This is a genomic window from Pseudomonas sp. DG56-2 (assembly GCF_004803755.1).
Classification (GTDB): domain Bacteria; phylum Pseudomonadota; class Gammaproteobacteria; order Pseudomonadales; family Pseudomonadaceae; genus Aquipseudomonas; species Aquipseudomonas auratipiscis.
Genome location: NZ_CP032311.1, coordinates 665,232 through 689,020, shown reverse-complemented (window position 1 = coordinate 689,020; position 23,789 = coordinate 665,232). Strand labels below are relative to the sequence as shown.

Genomic DNA, 23,789 nt, shown 5'->3' with positions numbered 1-23,789 from the left:
GTCCCATAGGCCCCTTCCTTAATGTTGAAACTCCAGAAGGTTGTCGTATCGAACGACACCTGAGAGGAATCGCCATGTCCGCCTCCAAAGAAAGTGCGCAGCGCAAGACGTATATAGAACGGCGTTCCATCGATTACATCCCCGACGCCGAGCGCCATGGTCGGCTGCTCAGCCAGTTCACCCTCTGGTTCGGGGCTAACCTGCAAGTCACCGCTATCGTCACCGGAGCCCTCGCCGTGGTGCTCGGTGGCGACGTGTTCTGGTCATTGATCGGCCTGCTCATCGGGCAATTGCTCGGTGGCGCGATCATGGCGCTGCATGCGGCTCAAGGCCCGCAGTTGGGACTGCCGCAAATGATCTCCAGCCGCGTCCAGTTCGGAGTCTATGGGGCTGTGATACCGATAGTGCTGGTGTGCATGATGTACGTTGGCTTCTCCGCCAGTGGCTCGGTGCTGGCAGGTCAGGCCATCGGCCAACTGGTCAATGTCAGTGACGCAACGGGCATTCTGATTTTTGCCGCACTGATCGTGGTACTGACGGTGCTGGGGTATCGCACCATCCACTGGATCGGGCGGCTGTCGAGCGTGATCGGGGTGGTAGCGTTTTTCTACCTCTTTTACCGCCTGTTGTCTGTCCATGACATCGGCGAACTGCTCGCCAACCGGCGCTTCTCCCTGAGCAGCTTTCTCTTGGCGATTTCGTTGTCTGCATCCTGGCAGATCGCTTTCGGTCCTTACGTGGCTGACTATTCCCGCTACTTGCCGAGAAACACCTCGACCTTGAAGACGTTTCTCGCCGTAGGCCTGGGCTCGGTGATCGGTACACAGATCTCAATGGTCTTCGGTGTGTTCGTCGCAGCGCTTGCCGGTGATCAGTTTGCCGGCCATGAAGTCGCCTACATCGTCGGCATGGGCGCCAGCGGCGTGGTGGCTTCGCTGCTGTTCTTCAGCATCGTATTCGGCAAGGTGACCATCACCACGCTCAATGCCTATGGCAGCTTCATGTCATTGGCCACCATCGTCAGTGGTTTTCGCGGCAACCAGGAAATATCCCGCGGCCTGCGCACCGTCTACATCCTGTTCATGGTGGGACTGGCAACTGCCCTGGCGCTGCTGGGACGGCATTCGTTCCTGCACGACTTCTCTGCGTTCATCCTGTTTTTGCTGGCCTTCTTCACACCGTGGAGTGCGATCAACCTGGTCGACTTCTACCTGGTGACCAAAGAGCGTTACGACATTCCGGCGCTTTCTGATCCAGATGGACGATACGGACGGTGGAACATCGCAGGTATCGTGATCTATGCCTTGGGTGTGTTGATTCAGCTGCCATTCATCGCTACCAGCTTCTACACCGGCCCATTGGTCGAGGTATTGGGGGGTACGGATATTTCGTGGCTGATCGGTCTCACAGTGCCTGCCCTGGTGTACTACCTGGTGGCGCGAAGTGCCGTGCAGCGCATTCCCGAGCGACTGATTCTGCCGCAGGAACACAGTCCGGGCTGAATCAGGAAGACGCAAGGGTGGCCGGCAACAGCCACCCTTGCATTGAACGTTGTTGTTTACCGAGGGGTTCAACATGCTCGCAGCCGCCGTGTCAGCCAGTACGCCATTCAGCGCCCGAGACCGTTTGCTGGATGCGTCCATCGAGCTGTTCGCAACCCGTGGTTTTCAAGCAATTGGCCTGCGCGACCTGGCCAGCTATGTCGGCCTGCATGCAGGCTCGCTGTACCATCACATCGAAAACAAGCAGAGCCTGCTCTATGAGTTGATTGAAACAGCCCTGGCGGACTTGCTGGCCGATACCAAGCGGCGCATGAAAGGTGCGAGCACCACGTACGAGCGGGTACGACGCTTTGTTCAAGCGTTCGTCACCTTCAACTTGAATGAGCAGTACAGGTTGATATTGGTGACGCGAGAGTTCGTGAACCTCAGCGAAGACCACAAGCAACAGGCCAACAGACTGCGCAGTGAGTATTACGCCCTGCTAAGCGCAACGATCGCCACGGAGTACCAACAGCGCGGCAAGCCCGACGGCGATATCAGCCTCATCACCAATGCGGTCATTGGCATGCTCTACGGCCAATCGCAGTGGAACGATACTCAGGTTGGCGAACAGCAGCTGACAGAGGTGCTCACCCGTTGTGCGATGAGCATCATTGCGAGCAGCAGCAATACCACTGCTCGCACATAAAGTCTTACCAGCCGCCCGGCAACCAGCCCAATGCGCTGGCAATCGCATAGGCCATGCTGCACAGGTACAGGAAAACTACCATCACCTGAATCACAGGGTGAGCGATCCAGCCACACTGCCAGGCCGGAACGATGTCACCGTTCTTGCGCGCCGAGCGCAGCATCAGGATTGGCATGATCGACAAGATCACGCCGCTGAACACACCGGCGAAGTACAACGCGTTCACAAAGCCGACCATGCCGCTGTAGGCCAGAATAAACGGCGGCACGCAAACAATGGCAAGTACCAACAAGCGGTTCTTGGGATTGCTTTCCGAACCCAGGCTTTTGAACTTGTCGAAGATGTTGGTCAGGAAGCTGCCGCCAAGGCCCCAATAGGAGGTCATCATGGCGCACAACGCAAAGGTGTTGGCAGTGTAGAACGCCCATTGTCCCAGCGCTTGGCCCCAGGCCAGGGTGGCCACTTCGGTCTGGTTTTCCAGGCCATTGAGGGCAATCACCGACATCGGAACGATAGCCAGCAGAACAAAAGTGATCACCATTCCGGTAATCACCGCAACCGGCAGGCGCTTGGGTGCGTGGCTGAAGCCGCGGGCCATTTCCGGTACCACGTACTGCGCCGAAAAGCAGAACACGGCAATGTTGAACACCGGGATCATGTAGATCCAGCTGCCTTCGAACAGGTTGGCGAAATCGGTTTTTTCATTGATCAGTGTGGCAATCACCAGCACCAGGGTCATCGACACCATACCGATACTGATGAACTTTTCACCCTTGCCGATTGCCTTCAGGCCCAGGTACAGCACGAACGCTGCAGGAAGGAAGAACAGCAGGCTACCCAGCGCCGGACTGATGCCAAAGAACTCGCTGAGGATCCTGCCGCTACCGCTCATATAAGCAGTCAGCGCACCAATACTGTTGACCGCCACCGACAGAAAAATTGCCCAGGCGCCGAAAGAGCCCACGTAGCGTTGCGCCAGGCCACTCAACTGGTGATGGCTGCGGGTACGCAGGGTGGTTTCGGAAACGTAAAGCATGGAAATAGTGGTGAAGACACCGGCAACGGCCAGCCACAGCAACAGTGGCAAGTAACCTGCCAGGCGACTGGCGTAGGCCATTGAAAGCACGCCAGCACCGATGTTGGTGCCCACAATCATGGCGACGGCCTCTACGAAGGTCAGACGCTTGACCTCCAGGCCCGATGATTCGGCCACGGACGGGGCAGCACCGCCGAAGGCGGTGTTGGGTTTTGCACTCATGATCACACTCACTGCGTATTTATATTTATTACCGGATGCACCTGAAGCGATGCGTCACAGGCTCAGCGATTAACACTGAGCACTGCGCCATGGAATTCTCGAGCGGCGGGCAAAATATCACACAAGGTGTTCGAAATAACATTCACCCTATGCGAAAGAGTGTGATACGAAGTTTCGTAAAAAGGCTTGGAAAGCAGATAGTTAGCGGTTACGAACGGTACCGTGCGGAGGTCAAGCCCGACCAAGGTCGGGCCGCCTCGCTGCAAATAGCGATCAGAATTCCAGACAAATCTTGCCGAAATGCTGGTTACTTTCCTGGTAACGGAACGCATCGACGATCTGCTCCAAAGCAAACGTCTTGTCGATGATGGGACGCAAGCCATTGGCATCGATTGCGCGCACCATCGCCTGTTGCTGCGCCCGGCTGCCAACCAATACCCCTTGCAGTCGAATCTGGCGCACCAGTGCCTGAACCAACGGCAACTGCCCGGCGACGCCTGTGAGAATACCGATCAACGAAATATGCCCGCCGATACGCGCAGCGATCATCGACTGCTCGAGCGTGGCCGGACCGCCCACTTCTATTACGTGATCAACCCCCCGATTGCCCGTGAGCTGGCGCACTGTTTCACCCCAGGCAGGCGTCTTGCGGTAGTTGATCAGGTGGTCGGCGCCCATCGCCTTGAGGCGTTCGAGCTTCTCGTCGCTGGACGAGGTGGCAATTACAGTGGCTCCAGCCAGTTTGGCAAATTGCAGCGCGAAAATTGAAACACCACCGGTGCCCTGCACCAACACGGTGTCGCCCGGCTTGAGCGAATCATCGGCCATCAGCGCCCGCCAGGCAGTCAGCCCTGCAGTGGTCAGGGTCGCCGCCTCGGCATGGCTGTAACCCTTGGGGGCATGGGTAAACGAAGTTGCGCGCGCGGTAACCTGTTCGCGGGCATAACCGTCGATGCCATCACCCGGCACCGTGGCGAAACCTTCTACCAGGGGCTGACCGTCCAGCCAATCTGGAAAGAAGGTACTGACCACGCTGTCGCCCACGGCAAATTCACTGACCCCAGCGCCGACTGCAGTCACCACACCGGCACCATCGGCCATTGGAATGCGCGATTCGCTCGGACCCCACATGCCACTGACAACGGCAAAGTCGTGATAGTTGAGCGAGTTGGCGTGCAGCCGCACGGTAATCTCGCCAGCCGCGGGCGCTGCTGCCTCGCAGGTGCCGACCTGAACCTTGTCGTAACCGCCGCCCGCCTGCACATAAATGGCCTTGCTGGTCATGCGAACCTCCTGATAGAACCGGGTAAGTAGCTGACCAGTCTTGGCCTGGACTGCAAACCGGTCAAGCATCAGCTCTTGCGAAATATTCAGACAAACTACAATAATGCGAGTAATTATCAGTTACTACGTTAGTTGCCGTTTATGTCCGCTCCCGATCATAGTGCTTTGCATACGCTCTATAGCGAACACCATGGCTGGCTGAAAAGCTGGTTATGCTCACGCCTGGGCAACGCCAGCGATGCCGCTGACCTCGCCCAGGACACGTTCATCCGGGTGCTGACCGCGCGTAATGCTCAGACCATCCGCGAGCCGCGAAGCTATTTGGGCGCCATTGCCCATGCCCTCATGATCGATAAGTTCCGGCGCAAAGCCTTGGAGCAGGCCTATCTTGCCGAGCTGGCCAACCGCCCGGAGCGCCTGGCCGACTCACCGGAAACCCGCCTGCTGATCCTCGAGACCCTGGTCGCTGTGGACACACTGCTCGATGGCATGGGCGAGCGCACTCGACGTATTTTCCTCGCGGTGCAACTCGAGGGCCTGAACTATGTAGCCACCGCCGAGCGTGTAGGCGTTTCGGTCACTACCGTCAAAAAGCACCTGATCCGCGCCATGACCCATTGCCTGCTGCTGACGGACGACTGAATGGCTCACTCCCTGGATTACCGCACCCTGGAAGCCGCGGCCACCTGGTACGTGCAACTCAACGCCGGGCAGCCCAATGACGCCCAGCTGCAGGCCTGGCAAGAATGGCTGGGTAAAAGCCAGGCCCATGCTCAGGCCTGGGCGCGGGTAGAAAAACTGCAGCGCCAGTTCGGCAGCCTTCCCGCCGATATCGCCATGCCGACACTGAACGGTGTACGCGCACGTCGCCGCGCAGTCATTAAAACCCTGGCCATGCTCATGGCCGTTGGCGCTACCGGTTGGGCCGTGCACGAAAGCACGCCTGGCCAGGCGCTGATGGCCGAACTGCGAACCGGAAAAGGACAACGGCGCCAGGTCAGGCTCAGTGATGGCAGCCAGTTGCATCTCAACAGCGACAGCGCGGTGGATATCCTCTACGACGGCCAACAGCGTTTGTTGCGTCTGCACCAAGGCGAAATCATGGTGCAAACAGCGAGCGATCCGGGTGCCCGCCCCTTCGCGGTACAAACCGCCGAAGGTCGCGTGCGCGCGCTGGGCACACGGTTCAGCGTGCGCAGCGACAATGGCAAAAGTGAAGTGAGCGTCTTCGAGCATGCAGTGGAAATCCGGCCAATGGATAACCCCTTGCTCATGTTGCGTCTTGAAGCCGGGCAGGCAGCAAGCTTCGACCGGCACAACCTCAGCGCAGCCCACCTGGCAGCCCCAGGCACTGGCGCCTGGACCCAGGGAATGCTGACGGTGATCGAGTGGCGGCTGGCCGACTTTGTCAGCGAGCTGCGGCGCTACCGACCGGGCGTGCTGCGCTGCGCCGACAGCATTGCCAACCTGCGTTTGTCCGGGGCCTTTCGCATCGACGACAGCGACACCATCCTGGAAAACCTCAGTGCCTCCCTGCCTGTTCAGGTGCGCTACTTGACGCGCTATTGGGTCAGCATCGAACCGGCCTGAAAAAAAATCTTTATCGGGGTTTCCGATTTTCATTCTCATTCGGCTACGCAGTTAAAGCAGCAAATTCAGCTGCCACTCTGCCCCGCCAATCGAAGGAAACCTGCATGTCCCGTACTTGCCCCCGGGCGCCCCGCCCTCTGGTTCGCGCCGTACACCTGGCGTTGTTTGGCCTGACCCTGGCGCCACTGCCAATGTTGGCGCTGATACCTACCCAAGCCATGGCACAGAGCACCAGCAAGAACTTTCAGATTGCGCCGGGGGCGCTGGGCACAAACCTGAGTTTGTTCGCCACCTTCACCAACATCACCCTGTCGTTCGATGCGCGCCAGACACAGGGCAAGCAATCGGCCGGTCTGCAAGGCAACTACTCGGTGGAAGAAGGCCTGGCGCGCCTGCTACAGGGCAGCGGCCTGCAAGCTCAACGTCAAAGCAACGGCGGTTATGTATTGGTGCCGGTCAGCAATGGCAAGGCACTGGAACTGGGGGCGACCAGTATCAACGGCCAACTGTTGGGTGAAACCACGGAAAACACCGGCTCCTACACCACTGCCGCCTCCCGTACCGCCACCAAGCTGCCGCTGTCGATTCGCGAAACGCCGCAGACAATCACCGTCGTCACCCGGCAAATGATGGATGACCAAGGTGCCCAGAGCATCGCCGACGTCCTCAACAATACCCCCGGCGTCTCCGCCCAGACCTACGACAGCGACCGGGTCGAGTTCACCAGCCGCGGCCTGGTGATCACCAACTATCAGTACGACGGCGTCAACACCATTTACGACGGCGTGTATGGCGAGGGCACGGCGCATGTCGACATGGCTATCTACGACCGGGTCGAGGTGCTCAAGGGTGCCACCGGCCTGATGACGGGCTCCGGCGATCCCTCTGCTACGGTCAACCTGATTCGCAAAAAACCCACCGCAGAGTTTCAGGCCTCGCTCACCGGCAGTGCTGGCAGTTGGGACAACTACCGCGGCGAAGGCGATGTTTCCGGCCCGCTGAACAGCACTGGCACCCTGCGTGGCCGCTTCGTCGGTGCAAAGCAGGACAAGAACGGCTACCAGGATCACTACCAGCAAAAGAAAGAGGTGTACTACGGCATTCTTGAAGCCGACATTACGCCCGACACACTGCTGACCGTTGGCATCGACCAGCAAACCACCACCCCGCGTGGTACATCATGGACCGGCAACCCGGTGTACTACACCGATGGCGGTCGGACTGATTTTCCGCGTTCGTTGAACACCGGTGCCGATTGGAGCCGTCGGGACTTCGACAATCGCACCTACTTCGCCTCGCTGGAACAGGCACTGGCCAACGACTGGTCGCTCAAGTTCAGTGTCAACCAACTGCAGAGCGACCACGACACGCGCCTGGCATCCGCCTTCGGCTCTCCAGATCGCGCCGGCAACGGCATGGGTATCATCTGGGGGCGCTGGGAAGGCCACCGGGTGCAGAACAGCGCTGACGTGAACGTTTCCGGCCCCTTCTCACTGTTCGAGCGTCAACACGACCTGGTGGTCGGCTTCAGCACCTCCAACTCGCGCCAGACCGGCGCTACGTGGGATACCAGCGGCGGCGGTCTTGTACCGGGCAGTATCTTTGAATGGAACGGCGACCTCGCCGTGCCTGACTTCCCCAAGAACGGTAAGTACGAGCAGAAAAAGAGCCAGAACGGTGCTTACATCGCTACCCGCCTGCGCCCGACAGATGACCTTTCGGTAATCCTCGGCACCCGGGTCAGTACGTTCAAGTACAGCGACAACTATGACTACGATGGCTTGAATCCGATTTTCGCGGACAGTTCGACCAGCTACAAGCAACACGGCGTGGTCACACCCTACGCGGGCGTTGTGTATGACCTGGACGACACCTACTCGGTATACACCAGCTACACCTCGATCTATCAGCCGCAAAGCAACAAGGACAGCAACGGCGCAACTCTCGATCCGGTCGAAGGCGATAGTTATGAAGCGGGCCTGAAGGCGGCCTATTTCGACGGCAGGCTCAACGCCAGCCTGGCAGTGTTCCGTATTGAACAGGACAACATCGCCGAGTCCATCGGCACCAACCCACAAACCGGCGAAGGTATCTACAAGTCCACCAGCGGTGTTACTACCAAAGGTGTGGAACTGGAGCTGGCGGGCGAACTGATGGAGGGCTGGAACCTCTCGGCCGGCTACACCTATGCCCGCTCCCGGGACGCGGACGAGCAACACGTCTACGGCTTCCCGATGAGCACCAGCAAGCCTGAACACCTGGTGCGCGTGTTCAGCACCTACCGCCTGCCAGGCGTATTGGACAAAGTCACCGTGGGTGGCGGGGTGAACTGGCAAAGCGCGTTCTACGGCAAGATCTATAGCTATGCGGCCCAGGACTACACCTATATCAAACAAGGTGGCTACACCCTTGTCGACCTGATGACCCGCTACCAGTACGACGAACACCTGAGCTTCACCGTCAATGCCAACAACGTCTTTGACAAACGCTACCTGAGTGGGCTGGGCAACTTTGACACGACCTACTATGGCGAGCCGCGCAATGTAATGCTGACGACGCGCTGGGACTTCTAAAGCCCCAGCAACCGTGCCGAGCCTCAGCCCTGACGCAACAACGCCTGCAGCGCCCGGCAGTCAGCCGCATGCCAGTCGGTCAACTCCGGCCAGGGGTTGTCCGGCAGGTTGACCAGGATGGTTCGCGAACCCGCAGCCCGACCGCAATCGAGATCGAAACGGTAGTCGCCCACCATGACCATCTCGCTTGGCGCCACATTCCAGGCCTCGGCCAGCTTCAGCAGGCCACCTGGGTGTGGCTTGGGCGGCGCCTCGTCACGCCCAAGCACATACTGCTCGGCAAAGCAGTCAGCCAGGCCAATGGCTTGCAGCGTTACATGGGCCAGTTCACGCGCATTGCGGGTAAGGATACCCAACTGGAAGCCGCGCCCGGCAAGCTCGCGCACCAGCTCCACGGCACCCACTGCCGCCTGCGAACCGATGGCCAGGTCACGCTCGTGCTCGAGCAACCAAGCGTGTTTGGCTGCGGCCTCGGCGGCAGGCAGCGCCGCCAGGTGAGTGAGAATGTCGTCGCTCGGCGGAATCTCCAGGGCTTCGCGAATCGCGGCGAAGTCATGCACGGCAACGGTCAAGGTGCCGTCCATGTCGAAGACCCAATGGCGGATAGCTGTCAGGCTCATGCCCAGTCCTTGCGATGGCGAATCAAACCTTCCTGGCAGGACGAGGCAACCAATTGCCCAGCCTGATTGAAGATGCTGCCCCGGGAAAAGCCACGCGCATTGCCCGCCCAGGGACTGTCCATGGCATACAGCAGCCACTCGTCAGCCCTGAGATTGCCGTGAAACCACAACGAATGATCGAGGCTGGCGATCTGCATATCTTTCTGCCACACCGATTTGCCATGAGGCAGCAACGACGTCGTCAACAGACCGAAGTCCGAGGCATAGGCGAGCATGTATTTGTGTAACGCCGGTACATCCGGCAGGGTGCCGTCGGCACGGAACCAGATGTACTTGACCGGATCACCCGGCTTGGGATCGAACGGATCTTCTTCAGTAACCGGACGCATCTCGATGGGTTTGGCGCAGAGCATCTTGTCGCGAATCGACTCAGGCAGGCGATCGGCCATGCGCTTGAACAACTCCACCTCCGAGGGCAGATTCTCCGGGCCAACCACGGTCGGCATCGGTGTCTGATGCTCAAAGCCTTCTTCGTCATACTGGAAGGAAGCGCTGCAGGTGAAAATCGGCTGACCTTTCTGAATAGCCGTCACCCGCCGAGTACTGAAGCTGCCGCCATCACGCACGCGATCTACCGAGTAGACCACCGGCATCGCCGCATCTCCAGGACGCAGGAAATAGCCGTGCAACGAGTGCACATGGCGTGCTTCTTCGACCGTCTGACTGGCCGCCGACAACGACTGACCCAGTACCTGGCCACCGTACAACTGACGAAAGCCCAAGTCCTGGCTCCGTCCGCGGAACAGGTTTTCCTCGATAGCTTCCAGACTCAACAGGTCGACCAGATCGTCCAACACGTGGCTCATTCAAGATTCTCCAAAGCGATGCGCAACTGCGACAAATGATACAGGGTTTGTCATAGCCGCCCCGTATGTTGTGCAATTCAGCCGCGCAGGGTCTGTTGCCACTGGGCACGACTGATGCGGTACAGCACATGGGGGCGCAGTGGATGAAACTCGGGAAGCTTGGGGTGAAGGAAATGGCCATCAATGTCGTGTTGCATGCCGATCGCCTGCATGACCTTCTGTGACGGCAAATTGCTTTCGGTGGTGAACGACACCACTTGCTGCAAATCCAACTGGGCAAATGCACAGCGCAAGCTGGTCCAGGCTGCCTCACTGGCAAATCCCAACCCCCAATGGCGCCGGGCCAGACGCCAGCCGATTTCCACCGCTGGGGTGAAGTGAGCATCGAAACTGACATTGAGCAGGCCGGTCATGCCGATGAAGGCCCCCGAGTCCTTGCGCTCCAACGCCCACAAGCCGAAGCCGTACTCATTGAAATGCCCACGAATACGCCCAATCAGCGCCGCGCTTTCCACGCGCGTCAGCGGGGCAGGAAAATAGCGCATCACCTGAGGGTCGGCACACATGGCGGCGAACTCGGCGAGGTCATCGTCCTGCCATTGGCGCAGCACGAGTCGCGCGCTTTCCAGTTCGAGAATGGGGGTCATTGCCAGCTCCTGAATACGTCACCTGCAGTTTACAGAGTAGGCAGATTCAAAAAAGCAGGGCGATCATGCAGAAAAAAATTCGCAGTCTCGACAGCCATGGCCTGAACCATCACTGTCGAGTCATTCAGGGCGGGAGTAATTAGAACTTGAAGTTTGCAGTCATCTCCGCTGACCGACCGGGTGCCACAGTGGCAAATAGTCCGACATGGGACGCGTCGTAGATGGTTTCGTCGGTCAGGTTAAGGACGTTGAGCTGCAGGTCGAGGTTTTTGTTCACTTTGTAGCCAACCATAGCATCGTAGCGCCAGTAGTCATCGATGGTGACCGTGTTGGCATCGTTCATGTAGCGCTCATCCATGTAGTTGGCTCCGGCCCCGACGGTCCACCGGTCAGTGATGTCGTAGGAGCTCCACACGCTAAAGCTGTTGGGTGCGATGAACTTGGACTGGTTGCCATCATTGCTACCGTCACCGCCCGACTTCACCACTTCGGCATCCAGGTAGGTATACCCGGCCCAGACAGCCCAGGCATCGGTAATTCGCCCAGTTGCACCAAGCTCGATACCCGTTACCTTCTGGTCGCCATCAAGCGTCACGAAGCCAGTGATTGGGTCCGTGATGCGAGCGTTGGTTTTTTCGGTGCGGAACACTGCTGCGGTCAAGGACAGCTGTTCGTTGAACACATCCCACTTGGTACCCAGTTCTACACTGCGAGCTTTTTCCGGGTCCAGATTGGCCTTGTTACCGTTCAGGTTACCGGCACCCGCGCCATCAGCACCGCCAGACTGGGTGTTTTCACCCGATGGATTGGACGACGTGCCGTAAGACAGGTAGATGCTGCCGTTAGGCAGCGGCTTGAACACCACGCCAACTTGATAGTTCCAAAGCTCACTGGACGACTCGGCACCACCAGCAACCCGATTTTTTACTTCATAGTCGTCATAGCGCAGGCCCAGGTTCAGGTCCCACTGCTCGTGCAGCCCCAAGGTGTCGAAGACATACAGCGACTTCACCTCAGTCTGGTTCTTGCTGGTGACCTCGCCGGTGCCTGGCAACAGTGTCCAGCCGCCATCATGGGGGTTGGGGTTTTCCAGATCCGCGGGAATGCCGTTATTTCCCTTGTGTTTGTCTTTGTCAGTGATGGTTTCGCGACTGAGTTCCAAGCCCGTGGCATAGGTGTGCTTGATATCGCCCGTTTGGAAAGTGCCAAACAGATCCGTCTGGTTGATCAGTGACGTATTGACCACGTTTCGCGGGCGGAAGCCACGCCCCACCAGTCCGCTTTCTTCTTGCCCGACGTTGGCAAAAACCGGACGGCTCATCACATAGTTCTGCATGCTACGACCACCCCGCAAGGTGTTTCGTACCGTCAGTTGCTCACTAACGTCGTGCTCGACAATTAACGTCGCCAAATCAGCAGACGTTTTTCGGAAATCACGATCGACCAAACCGTAGAAGTTGTCGCGATCAACCTTAACCGGTTTGTTAGTGATCAACGAAATAGGATGGCCCTGATCGGGAATGTCATCGGTTTCAAGATGATAGTAACTGGCAGTGACGCGAGTAGGACCTTGCAAACCCCAAGTGATGGTTGGAGCGATGCCCCAGCGCTTTACTTCAACGTCATCACGACCCGGTGTATCGGCTTCGTGCTTCATTGCATTAAGACGCAGAGCCAGGTCCTGCTCAGGCAGGTACTGGTTGATATCAACCGTGTTGCGCCACAGTTGGTCGGTACCCATAGTAATGCTGCCGGCGACAAAATCTTCAGCCTTGGCCGTCTTGCTTACCAGGTTGATCGAGCCACCGGTTGAGCCCCGACCGCTATAGGCTGAGCCTGGCCCTTTGACGATTTCTACAGAATCGACGTTAAACGCTTCATGGGACATTCGCCCCAGGTCGCGCACGCCATCAATCTGAATATCGGTACTGGCTTCAAAACCACGGATAAACGGGCGATCCCCAAGTGGCGTACCGCCTTCACCCGCACCCAAGGTGATGCCGGGCGTAGTGCGCAATACATCTGTCAGCGACGTTGCAGCACGCTCTTTGATCAAGGCCTCATTAATAATGGTGATTGACTTGGGTGTTTCTCGAAGTGGCGCGGTGAACTTCGGCGATGACATTTCATCGACTTTAAAAGTTTCATGATGCGTACTGGTGATATCAGTGGCTTCCAACTCCACCGCTGCAGAGTTGCTCGCGTTGTTAGAAGTTTCAGCCAAGCTGACAGAAGACCAGGAAGCCACTGCCAAACCTAGTGCAGTGTAAAGATGACCTGTATCAGAACGACGTGTTGTTTCCGCTTTATGTGCCATTAGGATTGCCAGCATCAGAAAATGATGCGCAATGCTATTTACGAGCAATTATCAAATGAAGCAAATTTACGTTATTTACTCCGAGTAACAGGATATTTCTAATTACCGCCAAGTTACATATATCTAGTTACATATATTCAGTTACAAGCCGGCAACTTGCCCCCCCTTTGGGCACTTCGACAAACCCCTTGATAACGTTCATCACTTCAAGATTTTTTTCACATCCACTTCACCTGCTCACCACGGGCTGCCGCCTACAGTGCGGCCCTATCAGTGGTGCATACCCTACCCCGGCTATCACCCCATTCAGTTCCGCATTACGGAGTAGCCGCATGCTGTCAGACACCGCGCAGAAATCATTCAAGCGACGACGTTTACTCACTGTCAAAACGATGTTCATCGGCCTGAGCATCATGCTCGCGCTGGCCACCCTCACCACATGGGCATCAACGAGAACGCTTATTGTGGACTTAGGCAGTGACAATCAAATGCGCAGCAGCGGTGTTTACCGTGAATGGTCCAAGGGTGCGGTGATCGTGCTGATTCGACACGCCGAGCGCTGTGACCGCTCAAGCGATGCCTGCCTTGGTGATCCGAGCGGCATTACCGTGGCCGGCAGCAAGGCAGCCAGTGATGTTGGCGCGGGTCTAAAGCAACTCGGGCTTGCCGACGCCGAGGTACTCAGTAGCCCAGAGATCAGAACGCAACAGACCGCACACTTTATCTTCGGCAAGGCAATTGGCAGTGAAGACTGGGTTAAAGCGTGCGATCAGGACTTCGCCGACTCAGCGTTGGCACACAAGTCGCCAAATCACAATCTGGTGCTGGTGACCCATAGCGGTTGCATCGACCACGTGCAACGCCAACTGAAGGTTCCTGGCGGCCTGCGCTCCAGCGAATACGCCAGTGCACTGTTCGTCTCGGTCAGCGCGAACGGCAAACCGAAAATCCTCGGCCAGATGAATGCCAGTGAATGGAAAAAACTCCTGAACAGCACACGGACGTAACCATGCACGCCCCCTCGCGAAAAGCCTTCTACCTGACAAACCTGGGCGTTCCGTTGTTACTCGCCGGGATGGTTTTTGTTCTGTTTGACCTGACCCAGCTGGATCGCCTGATCAGTAACCTGTTGCTGGACCCGACAACGGGTCAGTTCCCGCTCCTGCATAATCAGTGGTTTGAAAAAGTTACTCACAAGTGGCCGCGGATTCTGCCGAACTGGAGCGGGGAAGCAGCCATTATCGGTGCGCTGTTGTCATTTATCTGGCCACTGCTGGCCAAATATCCTCGAGCAGCCAACAGCCGCGCGCTGCAAAGCTTGCGCATCACCCCTGTGCTGCGCTTGAGCGCCAAGCATCGGCGGGACTTTCTTTATGTGGTGGTGGCCTTTGCGCTGAGCACCACAGTGATCCATTACCTCAAAAGCCATACCAGCGTGTACTGTCCGGTAGAAACCACGTTGTATGGCGGTTCGCAGTTGCGTACCGAGTGGTATGAAAACTTCACCTGGTTCAGCAAGGCCGGTGAGGGACGATGCTGGCCGGGCGGACATGCTTCCAGCGGCTTTACCTTGCTGGCGCTGTACTTTGTCGCCCTGCGTTACCGCTGGCAGCAGGCTCGTAAACTTCTGGTGGCGATTCTGCTGGTGGGTTTCGTCTACGGCACCACCCGCGTATTGCAAGGCTGGCACTACATGTCGCACACCTTCTGGGCAGGCATTTTCGTTTGGCTCAGCTCATGGCTGACGGCCCTGTTTTTCTACGGCAGGCTCGCGCTTCAAGCGCCCGCTTTGCGCCCGCCGAAAATACTGCCGACCCTCAGCGTCAGCGCCATGCCAGCATCACTACGCCCAGAGTAATCAAGCTGATACCCGCCCATTGACGCAGGTCGAGCCTCTCACCGAGCAAGGTTACGCCCAGCACGGCGACCAGCACTACGCTGAGTTTATCCACAGGGGCAACATGCGAGGCCTGCCCCAACTGCAAGGCTCGGAAATAACAAATCCACGAGGCGCCTGTCGCTAACCCCGACAACACCAGAAACGCGTAGCTGCGTGGGGAAATCGATCCCAGCGACTGGTACTGGCCCGTGGCGTAGAGAATCAATGCCAGGCTGATCAACACCACCACGGTGCGCAGCAGGGTGGCGAAATCGGAATTGATGCCGCTGATGCCGACCTTGGCAAAAATAGCCGTCAACGCCGCAAAAACAGCGGAGAGAATCGCCCAGAATGTCCAGGAAGCCAGCATGCAAGCGCCCTTTGTTGAAAGTTGTGCTTTCTACAAAGTAGCGCAAGGGCAACCGCAACTGGCAAGATCGGTCTCTACTCTGCTCAAGAATTTGTCATGCCGCTGCCGCTGATCTACCACGACGACTACAGTCCGGCATTTCCTGCCGAGCATCGCTTTCCGATGGACAAGTTCCGCCTGCTGCGCGATCACCTGATCGAAAGCGGCCTGACTACCGACCAGGCGCTGCTGCGCCCGCAGATCTGCCCCAACGATATTCTCGCCCTGGCCCACGACCGTGGTTACATCGAGCGCTACATGAATGGCGAGTTATCCCGCGAGGACCAGCGCCGCCTTGGCCTGCCCTGGAGCGAAGCTTTGGCGCAACGTACCGTACGGGCAGTCGGTGGTTCGTTGCTGGCTGCCGAGCAAGCGCTGGAGCATGGCATCGCCTGTCATCTGGCCGGAGGTACCCATCATGCCCATTACGACCACCCTGCCGGCTTTTGCATCTTCAACGACCTGGCGGTAATCAGCCGTTACCTGCTGGAAGCCGGTCGCGTACACAAAGTGCTGATCTTCGATTGTGATGTGCACCAGGGCGACGGCACTGCTCGCATTCTTCACGATACCCCCGACGCAATTACCGTGTCTCTGCACTGCGAACAGAATTTCCCGGCCCGCAAGGCGCAGAGTGACTGGGACATTCCGCTACCGCGAGGCATGGGCGACCAGGCCTACCTGAAGGTCGTTGAAGACGCACTCAACTACCTCCTGCCGCTGTACCGCCCGGACCTGGTGTTGTATGACGCCGGGGTCGATGTGCACAAGGACGATGCCCTCGGCTACCTGCAACTGACGGATGAGGGTGTCGCCGCCCGTGATGAACAGGTCCTGCGCCAGTGTCTGGGCCGCGATATTCCGGTCGTCGGGGTCATCGGTGGTGGCTACAGCAAGGACCGTCACGCCTTGGCCCGCCGCCACGGCATCCTTCACCACAGCGCAAGTCGGGTGCTGGGTTACTCACAATGACTGTGGAACCGCCTGTGGATAACCTGAGTGAAAGCCACTGGAGCCCTTTGCCTGCTTGACCTTGAAGCCACTGTACATTTTTTGAACAGTACTTCCCTCGACCGCGCTGAGGTAGAATGCCGGCACTTTTTCCCAGCTTGCAGCCCACCATGACCGACACTTCCTGCGCCAATCGCCCACACGTTGCCATTATCGGAGGCGGGCCCGCCGGGTTGATGGCCGCCGAGGTACTCGCTCAGGCTGGCGTTGCGGTGGATGTCTACGACGCCATGCCATCGGTAGGAAGAAAGTTTCTCCTGGCCGGAGTGGGCGGCATGAACATCACTCACTCCGAGCCCTACCCGGCCTTTGTATCCCGTTACGCCGAACGCTCCAGTGAAATCGCCACGCTGCTCGACGGTTTCAACGCCGATGGCCTGCGCCAGTGGATTCACGACCTGGGTATCGAAACCTTTGTGGGCAGCTCTGGCCGGGTCTTTCCCCTTGAGATGAAAGCCGCGCCGCTGCTGCGTGCCTGGCTTAAGCGTCTGCGTGACGGTGGGGTAGTTATCCACACCCGCCATCGTTGGCTTGGCTGGAATGACGACGGCAGCCTGCGGGTTGCTTATCCACAGGGTGAACTGGCACTCAACCCCACCGCCACGGTCCTGGCCCTGGGTGGCGGCAGTTGGGCACGCCTGGGCTCCGACGCCGCCTGGCTGCCGTGGCTTGTGGATAAAGGGGTGCAGGTTGCGCCCTTGCAGGCGGCCAACAGTGGGTTCGAGGTGCATGCCTGGAGTGACCTGCTCAAAAGCAAGTTTGCGGGTGCCCCGCTGAAAAACATCGCCCTCAGCCTCGCCGGCCATACTCCGCGCCTGGGCGAGTGCATTGTCACCAGCCAAGGTGTGGAAGGTAGCCTGGTGTACGCGTGGTCAGCGCAAATACGCGAAACCATCAATCGTACGGGAAGCGCTACCGTGCTCCTTGACCTACTTCCCAATCGCACTGTGGATAACATTCACAAGGCCCTGAGCAAACCCCGTGGCTCGCGCTCGATGGCCAAGCATCTGCACAGCCAGTTGGGCCTGGATGGGGTCAAGGCAGCGTTGTTGCGTGAATTGACCAATGCGCCGACGTTTGCCGATCCGATACTGCTGGCCCAGGCGATCAAGGCGCTGCCTATCGTGCTGGTACGCCCTCGCCCTCTTGACGAAGCCATCAGCACGGCTGGCGGCGTTGTCTTTGAAGCGATGGATGAGCAACTGATGCTCAAGGCGATGCCGGGGGTGTTCTGCGCCGGTGAGATGCTTGATTGGGAGGCGCCCACTGGCGGCTATCTGCTGACTGCGTGCTTTGCCAGTGGACGCAAGGCCGGCCTAGGCGTGCTGGATTGGCTCAACACTGCCCGCCCCCACAGCGGATAACTGCAGAAGCGGGCTTGCCCCGCGAAACGATCTCAAGGCTTACGCTTACGCGGCCCGGTATTGAAAGTCGGAACTTTGCGCACAGGCTTGGCTGCTGGTGCCGCTGCAGGCGTATCGCCGCTGTCCGTCCAGCGCCCGAGGCTGCGCTTGCTGCTGTTTTCCTTGGGTTTCTTCGGCTTCTTGGGCTTCTTCAATACTTGTCCACTGGCGTCAGTCATCGGCACCTTGTGATCAGGAATGAAGTCGGGCTCTTCGTGGCGCGGCAAGGTTTTACGCGTGAGCATCTCGATAGCCGAAAGCATTTGCACTTCATCGGCACATACCAACGAGATCGCCTCACCGGTATTGCCCGCCCGCCCCGTACGACCGATACGGTGGATGTAGTCTTCAGCCACGATCGGCAGATCGAAGTTGACCACCAGCGGCAGGTCTTCGATGTCCAGCCCCCGCGCCGCTACGTCGGTCGCTACTAGAATCTGGATTTCGCGCGCTTTGAAGCTGTCGAGGGCACGCTGGCGAGTCGCTTGAGGTTTATCGCCATGGATACCGTCAGCGTTCACACCCTGGCCCCGCAGGCGCTCAACCAGTTGATCGACGCCATTACGGGTCTTGGCGAAAACCAGCACCTGCTTCCAGCGCTGCTTGCGCAGCAAATGGCTGAACAGCTCCGGCTTGCGCTTTTTATCCACAGGGACGATCCACTGTTTCACAGAACTTGCAGCAACGTTGCGCGGGCTGACTTCGATGCTCAGCGGATCATTCAGGGTTTGCTCCGCCAGCAAGCGGATCTCATCAGAAAACGTGGCCGAAAACAGCAAGGTCTGACGGCGAGCCGGCAATGCGGCGTACACCGCGCGCAGCTCCTCGGCGAACCCCAGGTCGAGCATACGATCCGCTTCGTCCAGGACCAACGCCTGCAGCTGGTTGAACTTCACCGCATTCTGACGGAACAGATCGAGCAAACGTCCCGGCGTTGCCACCAACAGATCGATGCCTTTACGCAGCTTCATCATTTGCGGGTTGATGCTGACCCCGCCGTACACCGCATAAGTGGTCAACGGCAGATGCTCGGCATAGTCGCGGATGTTGCTGTGTACCTGCTCGGCCAGTTCGCGAGTGGGTACCAGCACCAGGGCGCGAACCGAATTGCTGCTGACCTTGGCACCTTCAAGGGTCAGGCGCTGCAACAGCGGCAGGGCGAAGCCTGCAGTCTTGCCAGTACCAGTCTGGGCCGCAGCCATCAGGTCACGGCCGGCCAAAACGGCGGGAATGGCCTGGGCCTGGACGGGCGTAGGAGTGTTGTAGTCCAGGCGCTCAAGCGCGCGCAACAAGGGTTCAATCAGGCCAAGTTTGGCGAATGTCATGGCAATACCGTCAGGGAAATTCAGCAATGGCGCAAGTTTACCTTGTTCCGCCGACGCCTTCCTGACAAACCTCGGTTACTTGCACAGCTCGCCGTCCACCTGCTCAGGTGCCTTGCTGACCGTGATTTTCGGCTTGCGCCACTGCGGCAGACCGATCAGCACGACCGCACTGATGATGACCGCCATGGCCACGCACTCCTCAAAGCCGATCTGCTCGCCGGCAAACACAATTCCCAGCAACACCGCCACGGCCGGGTTGACGTAGGCGTAGCTGGTAGCGGCCGCCGGACGTACATGCTTGAGCAGATACATATAGGCACTGAAAGCCAGGATCGAACCGAAGAACACCAGATACGCCAACGCCCCCCAACCCGCAGCCGTCGGCATTTGGGTCATGCGCTCACCGCTCAGGGCGCTGCCCAGAAGCAAGGCAACACCACCCACGAGCATTTCGGCAGCACTGGCCATGGGCCCTTGCGGCAGCGGCAAGCTTTTGCTCCAGACCGAGCCGAACGCCCAGGAAGCGGCAGCGAACAGAATCAACGCCGCGCCCATAGGGCTGGCCTGCAGGTTCGAACCCAGGTTGAGCATGGCAATACCTGCCAGCCCAAGGAATATTCCCGCCCATTCCAAACGCGTGTTGCGTTGGCCCCAGAACAGGCCGAACAACAAGGTGAACAGTGGCACGGTAGCCACCGCCAGTGCGGCAACGCCGGATGCAACCCCGGCATGTTCAGCCAAGGTCACGCCGCCATTGCCGCAACTGAGCAAGAGAAAGCCGATCACCCCTGCTGCGCGCCATTGCGGCCAGGTCGGCGCTGGCACACCGCGCCAGCGCAGAAAGCCGTACAGCAGGGTACCGGCAATGACAAAGCGCACACCCGCCATCAATAGCGGTGGCCAGGACTCCACACCAATTCGGATAACCAGATAGGTCGAGCCCCACACCAGGTACAGCGCCAGGAAGGCGCCTATTAAGACCAAGGGAAAGCGACGAGAGGCAGTCATGGGGGGCTCGAAATCTGGTAGATGGGGGATTAGTTTAGAAAGGCACGTGAATAAACTTAAGTTACAAAAGCTGTTTAAATGGGCCGTACACTTTTGAAAAAACGGTTCTTGCAGCCGCCTACCTTTGATTCGCTATTCGTTTCAGGAAACCCATGGACAAGTACGATCGAATGCTCCTTAGCGCCTTGCTGGAAAATGGCCGCGCCTCCTTTGCAGAGCTCGCACGCAAGGTCAATCTGTCGGCCCCGGCGGTTGCCGAACGGGTCGCCAAACTGGAGAGCAGTGGCGTGATCACGGGTTATCAGGCCAAGGTGGATTTAGAGAAGATTGGCCTGCCGATCCGTTGCGTGATCGAGCTGCGTCTGGCCAGTCACGGCAATCAGAAGACATATGAGGAACTTACCCAGATTCCGCAACTGACCGAATGCCACCGGGTAACCGGCGACCCTTGCGTGATCATGCAGGCGGCCGTGGGCTCGATGCCGGAGCTTGAAGCATTGATCGACCGCATCGCGCAGTTCGGCTTCAGCAAGACCTCGATCATTCTTTCCAGTGCGGCAGATCGGCGTTTGCCGCTGGGCCATCTCGAGCACAACGGCAAAAAAATCTAACGGTAGGTTTTCAGCGCCTCAGCGATCTTCGCCGCCGGAATCTTCTGCAAGCTGCAGAACAATTGGTGGGAGACGGCATTCACCCCTTGTTCACGCAACTGCCCGGCCAAATGCTGAGCCAGGTTGGCAGCCATTTCCGCATCCGCCATGGCCCGGTGCGCCGTGCCGGTATCCGGCAACCCGGCCCAGCGGGTCAAGGTGCCAAGCTTGTGGTTAGGCGCTGCGGGCATCAAACGGCGCGCCAGGAGCATGGAACAGGCAAAGCGCTGGCTGCTGGGACGACCCACTTGCGCCAGTTCGTACGCCCAGAACTTCTGGTCGAACGAGGCGTTGTGGGCAAGCATTGGGGTGTCACCGACAAACTCGGCCACTTCGTTCATCACCCGCGCAATGGGTGGCGCGGTGCGCAGCATGGCAGTGGTGATGCCTGTCAGCGCGGCAACAAAGCTCGGAACCGGGAGTCCTGCATTCATCAAGCTCTGGTAGCGCTCGACAATACGCCCGCGCTCGAGCATGACCACTGCCACCTCCGTAGCGCGGCAATTGGCACCGGGTGAAATCCCGGTGGTTTCAAAGTCGATGACAGCAATACGTTCCAAAACAAAACCTCTGTAAAACCTAGTGCCGAAGCAGCAGACCGCCCTCGATGGGCACATAGCGGGTGGCAGCGCGGATCAATGAGTTGGCGGTAAGGCCAGGAACGCCGTAGGCAATAGCTTCGATACCGTGGCGGCTGATGACCCGCTCGAGCAGCAGGTCGAAGTCCCCGTCGCCAGACGCCAGCACGACTTCGTCGACCCGTGCCGCAGCGTCGATCACATCCAGGGTGATGCCAACGTCCCAATCGCCCTTTGCCGAGCCATCGCTACGTTGAATATAGGGTTTGAGTTTTACCGTAAAACCGAGGTTGCGCAGGATCTGCTGAAACTGCTGCTGCTTGCTGTCACCGCGATCGATGGCATAGGCAACCGCCTCGACAATCTGCCCACGTTGGCTGATATCCGCCCACAGCGCCGCGTAATTGAAATGACAGCCATAAGCCTGACGCACGGTGTAGTAGAGGTTCTGCACGTCGGCGAACACCGCGATCTTCTTCACCGTTCTTCCTCATGGCGCCGTGGCGCTATCGCCGACCTCCGCACACCGGGGCCGTTTCGGCGCCCAGTATGCCAGCCTGGAAGCGGTGCGGGTATGCAGACTCAGACGAAGCTGTCATCACCGTCGAAGAATCCACCCTCGTCGCTGCCATAATCAGTGTCCATGAAGCCACCCTGATCGTTGCCATAGTTGCCGTTGTCAGCCGTCAAGTGCTGATCGTCATTGCTCCCCCAGCCACCGCTATCGCTGGCAGGCTGCGGCTCGTCCTTGGTCACCTCGACCACCTCTTCAGGCTGCGAGTGACTGTTGAACAGGCTGCTGATTCCCTGCGCCAGCATCACTCCCCCGGCGACACCGGCAGCCGTTTGCAACGCTCCGCCGAGAAAGCTGCTGGCCCCGCCACGAGCCGGCGCCTGGGCGGGTGCGGCATTGGAACGTTGCTGTGGAGCAAAGCCTGGTTGGTTGAACGAGCGCGACGGCTCACGCCAGCCACCGCCCGTCGAGCTACCGGCCTGGGCTTGAGACTGCTGAGGCTGAGGGTCGCGTGTGCCACTGCCGAAGATATTCGACAGAAATCCACTGTTGTTGCTTGGCGCGGCGGCCACCTGCGCCTTGGCCTGCTTCAGTTCGGCCTGCAATTGCTTGTTCTGCTCATCCAGGCGCTTGAGCGCAGCCTCCTGAACCAGAATCGCCTGGGCCATGTAGTAGGGTGCCGCCGGTTGCTGCTGCAGATGTTCAGCAATACGCGCCTGGGCCTGGCTATCACGTGGGACGGCCGGGTCTTCGGCTTGCCTGAGTCGGCCAAACAAGCCGTCGATCAGGGTTTGTTCTTCACTGTTCATGGGCAACCTCACACAAGAGCCGGGGAATTCAAGTTCAGAGAAAATGGGGTGCCAAGGCCGTGGAATCAACACAAGGCGCAATTAAACTTTTTTCAGGTTGGGTGCCGAGTGGGCTAAAGTTACGCCCTGCATTTTTTCCAACACGATTATCGACCGATGAATCCGCTAAGCGTTCTGCGTGACTCCCTGTATTTCTTCCGCCGCCACCTGCTGAGCATCGCCCAGCTTTGCTTGCCTCTGGTGGTGCTCGAAGCACTCTTCACCCAGCTGCTCTACCAGCAACTGGGTAAAGATGCATCACAGGCCTACGGCATGCTCGCCAGCCTGTTGTTCTATCCACTGTACAGCGCTGCGCTGATTCTTTACCTCGACACGCGCAGTAACGGTTACACCCCGCTCAAGCGCAACCTGCTGGCAATGGCCCTGCGCTTGTGGCCGTCGTTCGCATTGATGGTAATGCTCAGCTCACTGTTGATCATGGCCGGCGCGGCGCTGTTCATCATTCCGGGCATCTGGGTGATGATCAATCTGGTGTTCGCCGAATACCTGCTGGTATTGCGCGGCCTGCCGCCGATTGCCGCGATGCGCGAAAGCTTTCAGATGGCCAACGGCAATTTCTGGCGCATCTTCACCTGCATTCTCGGTGTTCTCGCCCCATTGTGGTTGATCGACGGCTTGAGCCAGATGCTGGTTCCGGAACCTGCGCCCGTGCTCGAACTGGTGCTTGATAGCGCCAACAGTTTCCTGCAGCTGTTCAGCACCGTGGTGATGTTCCGCCTGTTCATGCTGGTTAGCGAACCTGAGGGCAAGCCCCCTACGCCCTGAACAGTCAAGGAAGTATTTCGGACTCCAATCTCC

The 23,789-nt window shown here is 58.5% G+C and carries 23 protein-coding genes; 11 read left to right on the top strand and 12 right to left on the bottom strand.

What is annotated here, in order from left to right; translation table 11 throughout:
• Positions 1 to 74: 74 nt before the first annotated feature.
• Both D3Z90_RS03250 and D3Z90_RS03245 read left to right on the top strand, forming a co-directional pair.
• A complete protein-coding gene (locus tag D3Z90_RS03250; protein ID WP_136474387.1) occupies positions 75 to 1,502 on the top strand; it encodes a cytosine permease in 1,428 nt (475 codons plus the stop codon).
• A 73-nt stretch (positions 1,503 to 1,575) separates the two neighbouring features.
• The gene (locus tag D3Z90_RS03245) at positions 1,576 to 2,190 is read left to right on the top strand and encodes a TetR/AcrR family transcriptional regulator (protein ID WP_136474386.1); all 615 of its coding nucleotides are present in this window, start codon (positions 1,576 to 1,578) and stop codon (positions 2,188 to 2,190) included.
• A 4-nt stretch (positions 2,191 to 2,194) separates the two neighbouring features.
• Here D3Z90_RS03245 and D3Z90_RS03240 read toward each other — a convergent pair whose 3' ends face one another.
• Both D3Z90_RS03240 and D3Z90_RS03235 read right to left on the bottom strand, forming a co-directional pair.
• The gene (locus D3Z90_RS03240) at positions 2,195 to 3,448 is read right to left on the bottom strand and encodes an amino acid permease (protein WP_136474385.1); all 1,254 of its coding nucleotides are present in this window, start codon (positions 3,446 to 3,448) and stop codon (positions 2,195 to 2,197) included.
• 273 nt (positions 3,449 to 3,721) lie between these two features.
• Positions 3,722 to 4,732 (bottom strand): NAD(P)-dependent alcohol dehydrogenase, encoded by a 1,011-nt coding sequence (locus tag D3Z90_RS03235; RefSeq protein WP_136474384.1) that lies wholly within the window; start codon positions 4,730 to 4,732, stop codon positions 3,722 to 3,724.
• A 141-nt stretch (positions 4,733 to 4,873) separates the two neighbouring features.
• Here D3Z90_RS03235 and D3Z90_RS03230 point away from each other — a divergent pair, with 141 nt between their 5' ends.
• From D3Z90_RS03230 to D3Z90_RS03220, 3 genes are all read left to right on the top strand, one after another.
• Positions 4,874 to 5,374 carry a sigma-70 family RNA polymerase sigma factor gene (locus D3Z90_RS03230; RefSeq protein WP_136474383.1) on the top strand — a complete coding sequence of 167 codons (501 nt, stop codon included), beginning with the start codon at positions 4,874 to 4,876 and terminating at the stop codon, positions 5,372 to 5,374.
• Positions 5,375 to 6,322, top strand: a complete 948-nt coding sequence (locus D3Z90_RS03225; RefSeq protein ID WP_136474382.1) for a FecR domain-containing protein — start codon at positions 5,375 to 5,377, stop codon at positions 6,320 to 6,322.
• A gap of 104 nt (positions 6,323 to 6,426) precedes the next feature.
• The gene (locus D3Z90_RS03220) at positions 6,427 to 8,895 is read left to right on the top strand and encodes a TonB-dependent receptor (protein WP_136474381.1); all 2,469 of its coding nucleotides are present in this window, start codon (positions 6,427 to 6,429) and stop codon (positions 8,893 to 8,895) included.
• Between the two features lie 23 nt (positions 8,896 to 8,918).
• Here the strand turns inward: D3Z90_RS03220 and D3Z90_RS03215 are convergent, their stop codons facing one another.
• The 4 genes from D3Z90_RS03215 to D3Z90_RS03200 form a co-directional block, all read right to left on the bottom strand.
• Complete coding sequence (locus D3Z90_RS03215) at positions 8,919 to 9,515, bottom strand: HAD family hydrolase (RefSeq protein ID WP_136474380.1); 597 nt, start codon at positions 9,513 to 9,515, stop codon at positions 8,919 to 8,921.
• Positions 9,512 to 10,381 carry an acyl-CoA thioesterase II gene (tesB, locus tag D3Z90_RS03210; protein ID WP_136474379.1) on the bottom strand — a complete coding sequence of 290 codons (870 nt, stop codon included), beginning with the start codon at positions 10,379 to 10,381 and terminating at the stop codon, positions 9,512 to 9,514. Before tesB ends, D3Z90_RS03215 begins: the two co-directional genes overlap by 4 nt.
• Before the next feature lie 77 nt (positions 10,382 to 10,458).
• On the bottom strand, positions 10,459 to 11,028 hold the full coding sequence (locus D3Z90_RS03205; protein WP_136474378.1) for a GNAT family N-acetyltransferase: 570 nt from the start codon (positions 11,026 to 11,028) through the stop codon (positions 10,459 to 10,461).
• A gap of 139 nt (positions 11,029 to 11,167) precedes the next feature.
• On the bottom strand, positions 11,168 to 13,345 hold the full coding sequence (locus D3Z90_RS03200) for a TonB-dependent siderophore receptor (protein WP_136474377.1): 2,178 nt from the start codon (positions 13,343 to 13,345) through the stop codon (positions 11,168 to 11,170).
• 332 nt (positions 13,346 to 13,677) lie between these two features.
• On the opposite strand from D3Z90_RS03200, the gene D3Z90_RS03195 reads away from it, so the two are divergent.
• Entirely contained in the window at positions 13,678 to 14,352 is a 675-nt protein-coding gene (locus tag D3Z90_RS03195) for a histidine phosphatase family protein (RefSeq protein ID WP_136474376.1), read from the top strand.
• A gap of 2 nt (positions 14,353 to 14,354) precedes the next feature.
• Positions 14,355 to 15,203: a phosphatase PAP2 family protein gene (locus D3Z90_RS03190; RefSeq protein WP_136474375.1), complete on the top strand. Its 849-nt coding sequence runs from the start codon at positions 14,355 to 14,357 to the stop codon at positions 15,201 to 15,203.
• Here the strand turns inward: D3Z90_RS03190 and D3Z90_RS03185 are convergent.
• Positions 15,169 to 15,594: an EamA family transporter gene (locus D3Z90_RS03185; RefSeq protein ID WP_136474374.1), complete on the bottom strand. Its 426-nt coding sequence runs from the start codon at positions 15,592 to 15,594 to the stop codon at positions 15,169 to 15,171. The genes D3Z90_RS03190 and D3Z90_RS03185 overlap by 35 nt on opposite strands.
• Positions 15,595 to 15,690: 96 nt before the next feature.
• Between D3Z90_RS03185 and D3Z90_RS03180 the strand changes: the two genes are divergently transcribed.
• Both D3Z90_RS03180 and D3Z90_RS03175 read left to right on the top strand, forming a co-directional pair.
• Positions 15,691 to 16,605 (top strand): histone deacetylase, encoded by a 915-nt coding sequence (locus D3Z90_RS03180; protein ID WP_136474373.1) that lies wholly within the window; start codon positions 15,691 to 15,693, stop codon positions 16,603 to 16,605.
• A gap of 149 nt (positions 16,606 to 16,754) precedes the next feature.
• The gene (locus D3Z90_RS03175; protein ID WP_178084169.1) at positions 16,755 to 18,008 is read left to right on the top strand and encodes a TIGR03862 family flavoprotein; all 1,254 of its coding nucleotides are present in this window, start codon (positions 16,755 to 16,757) and stop codon (positions 18,006 to 18,008) included.
• Positions 18,009 to 18,040: 32 nt separating this feature from the next.
• Here the strand turns inward: D3Z90_RS03175 and D3Z90_RS03170 are convergent, their stop codons facing one another.
• Both D3Z90_RS03170 and yedA read right to left on the bottom strand, forming a co-directional pair.
• Positions 18,041 to 19,372: a DEAD/DEAH box helicase gene (locus tag D3Z90_RS03170; RefSeq protein WP_136474371.1), complete on the bottom strand. Its 1,332-nt coding sequence runs from the start codon at positions 19,370 to 19,372 to the stop codon at positions 18,041 to 18,043.
• Between the two features lie 75 nt (positions 19,373 to 19,447).
• Complete coding sequence (gene yedA, locus D3Z90_RS03165; RefSeq protein WP_136474370.1) at positions 19,448 to 20,380, bottom strand: drug/metabolite exporter YedA; 933 nt, start codon at positions 20,378 to 20,380, stop codon at positions 19,448 to 19,450.
• Between the two features lie 152 nt (positions 20,381 to 20,532).
• Here yedA and D3Z90_RS03160 point away from each other — a divergent pair, with 152 nt between their 5' ends.
• Positions 20,533 to 20,991, top strand: coding sequence for an Lrp/AsnC family transcriptional regulator (locus tag D3Z90_RS03160; protein ID WP_136474369.1), 459 nt, complete (start codon positions 20,533 to 20,535; stop codon positions 20,989 to 20,991).
• Here the strand turns inward: D3Z90_RS03160 and D3Z90_RS03155 are convergent.
• The 3 genes from D3Z90_RS03155 to D3Z90_RS03145 form a co-directional block, all read right to left on the bottom strand.
• Entirely contained in the window at positions 20,988 to 21,590 is a 603-nt protein-coding gene (locus tag D3Z90_RS03155; protein WP_136474368.1) for a PolC-type DNA polymerase III, read from the bottom strand. The two genes, D3Z90_RS03160 and D3Z90_RS03155, sit on opposite strands and share 4 nt — an antisense overlap.
• A gap of 19 nt (positions 21,591 to 21,609) precedes the next feature.
• Complete coding sequence (locus D3Z90_RS03150; protein WP_136474367.1) at positions 21,610 to 22,089, bottom strand: NYN domain-containing protein; 480 nt, start codon at positions 22,087 to 22,089, stop codon at positions 21,610 to 21,612.
• Positions 22,090 to 22,190: 101 nt separating this feature from the next.
• Positions 22,191 to 22,931 (bottom strand): DUF2076 domain-containing protein, encoded by a 741-nt coding sequence (locus D3Z90_RS03145; protein ID WP_136474366.1) that lies wholly within the window; start codon positions 22,929 to 22,931, stop codon positions 22,191 to 22,193.
• A 156-nt stretch (positions 22,932 to 23,087) separates the two neighbouring features.
• Between D3Z90_RS03145 and D3Z90_RS03140 the strand changes: the two genes are divergently transcribed.
• Entirely contained in the window at positions 23,088 to 23,756 is a 669-nt protein-coding gene (locus D3Z90_RS03140) for a hypothetical protein (protein WP_136474365.1), read from the top strand.
• The last annotated feature ends 33 nt before the right edge of the window (positions 23,757 to 23,789 follow it).

What these genes read in the sequence shown, in the direction of transcription:
- D3Z90_RS03205 (WP_136474378.1), bottom strand. Translation starts at nt 11,028, where the DNA reads ATGACCCCCATTCTCGAACTGGAAAGCGCGCGACTCGTGCTGCGCCAA.
- D3Z90_RS03180 (WP_136474373.1), top strand. Translation starts at nt 15,691, where the DNA reads ATGCCGCTGCCGCTGATCTACCACGACGACTACAGTCCGGCATTTCCT.
- D3Z90_RS03230 (WP_136474383.1), top strand. Translation starts at nt 4,874, where the DNA reads ATGTCCGCTCCCGATCATAGTGCTTTGCATACGCTCTATAGCGAACAC.
- D3Z90_RS03250 (WP_136474387.1), top strand. Translation starts at nt 75, where the DNA reads ATGTCCGCCTCCAAAGAAAGTGCGCAGCGCAAGACGTATATAGAACGG.
- D3Z90_RS03225 (WP_136474382.1), top strand. Translation starts at nt 5,375, where the DNA reads ATGGCTCACTCCCTGGATTACCGCACCCTGGAAGCCGCGGCCACCTGG.
- D3Z90_RS03140 (WP_136474365.1), top strand. Translation starts at nt 23,088, where the DNA reads ATGAATCCGCTAAGCGTTCTGCGTGACTCCCTGTATTTCTTCCGCCGC.
- D3Z90_RS03145 (WP_136474366.1), bottom strand. Translation starts at nt 22,931, where the DNA reads ATGAACAGTGAAGAACAAACCCTGATCGACGGCTTGTTTGGCCGACTC.
- D3Z90_RS03235 (WP_136474384.1), bottom strand. Translation starts at nt 4,732, where the DNA reads ATGACCAGCAAGGCCATTTATGTGCAGGCGGGCGGCGGTTACGACAAG.
- tesB (WP_136474379.1), bottom strand. Translation starts at nt 10,381, where the DNA reads ATGAGCCACGTGTTGGACGATCTGGTCGACCTGTTGAGTCTGGAAGCT.
- D3Z90_RS03185 (WP_136474374.1), bottom strand. Translation starts at nt 15,594, where the DNA reads ATGCTGGCTTCCTGGACATTCTGGGCGATTCTCTCCGCTGTTTTTGCG.
- D3Z90_RS03245 (WP_136474386.1), top strand. Translation starts at nt 1,576, where the DNA reads ATGCTCGCAGCCGCCGTGTCAGCCAGTACGCCATTCAGCGCCCGAGAC.
- D3Z90_RS03190 (WP_136474375.1), top strand. Translation starts at nt 14,355, where the DNA reads ATGCACGCCCCCTCGCGAAAAGCCTTCTACCTGACAAACCTGGGCGTT.
- D3Z90_RS03240 (WP_136474385.1), bottom strand. Translation starts at nt 3,448, where the DNA reads ATGAGTGCAAAACCCAACACCGCCTTCGGCGGTGCTGCCCCGTCCGTG.
- D3Z90_RS03175 (WP_178084169.1), top strand. Translation starts at nt 16,755, where the DNA reads ATGACCGACACTTCCTGCGCCAATCGCCCACACGTTGCCATTATCGGA.
- D3Z90_RS03200 (WP_136474377.1), bottom strand. Translation starts at nt 13,345, where the DNA reads ATGGCACATAAAGCGGAAACAACACGTCGTTCTGATACAGGTCATCTT.
- D3Z90_RS03215 (WP_136474380.1), bottom strand. Translation starts at nt 9,515, where the DNA reads ATGAGCCTGACAGCTATCCGCCATTGGGTCTTCGACATGGACGGCACC.
- D3Z90_RS03195 (WP_136474376.1), top strand. Translation starts at nt 13,678, where the DNA reads ATGCTGTCAGACACCGCGCAGAAATCATTCAAGCGACGACGTTTACTC.
- yedA (WP_136474370.1), bottom strand. Translation starts at nt 20,380, where the DNA reads ATGACTGCCTCTCGTCGCTTTCCCTTGGTCTTAATAGGCGCCTTCCTG.
- D3Z90_RS03160 (WP_136474369.1), top strand. Translation starts at nt 20,533, where the DNA reads ATGGACAAGTACGATCGAATGCTCCTTAGCGCCTTGCTGGAAAATGGC.
- D3Z90_RS03220 (WP_136474381.1), top strand. Translation starts at nt 6,427, where the DNA reads ATGTCCCGTACTTGCCCCCGGGCGCCCCGCCCTCTGGTTCGCGCCGTA.
- D3Z90_RS03170 (WP_136474371.1), bottom strand. Translation starts at nt 19,372, where the DNA reads ATGACATTCGCCAAACTTGGCCTGATTGAACCCTTGTTGCGCGCGCTT.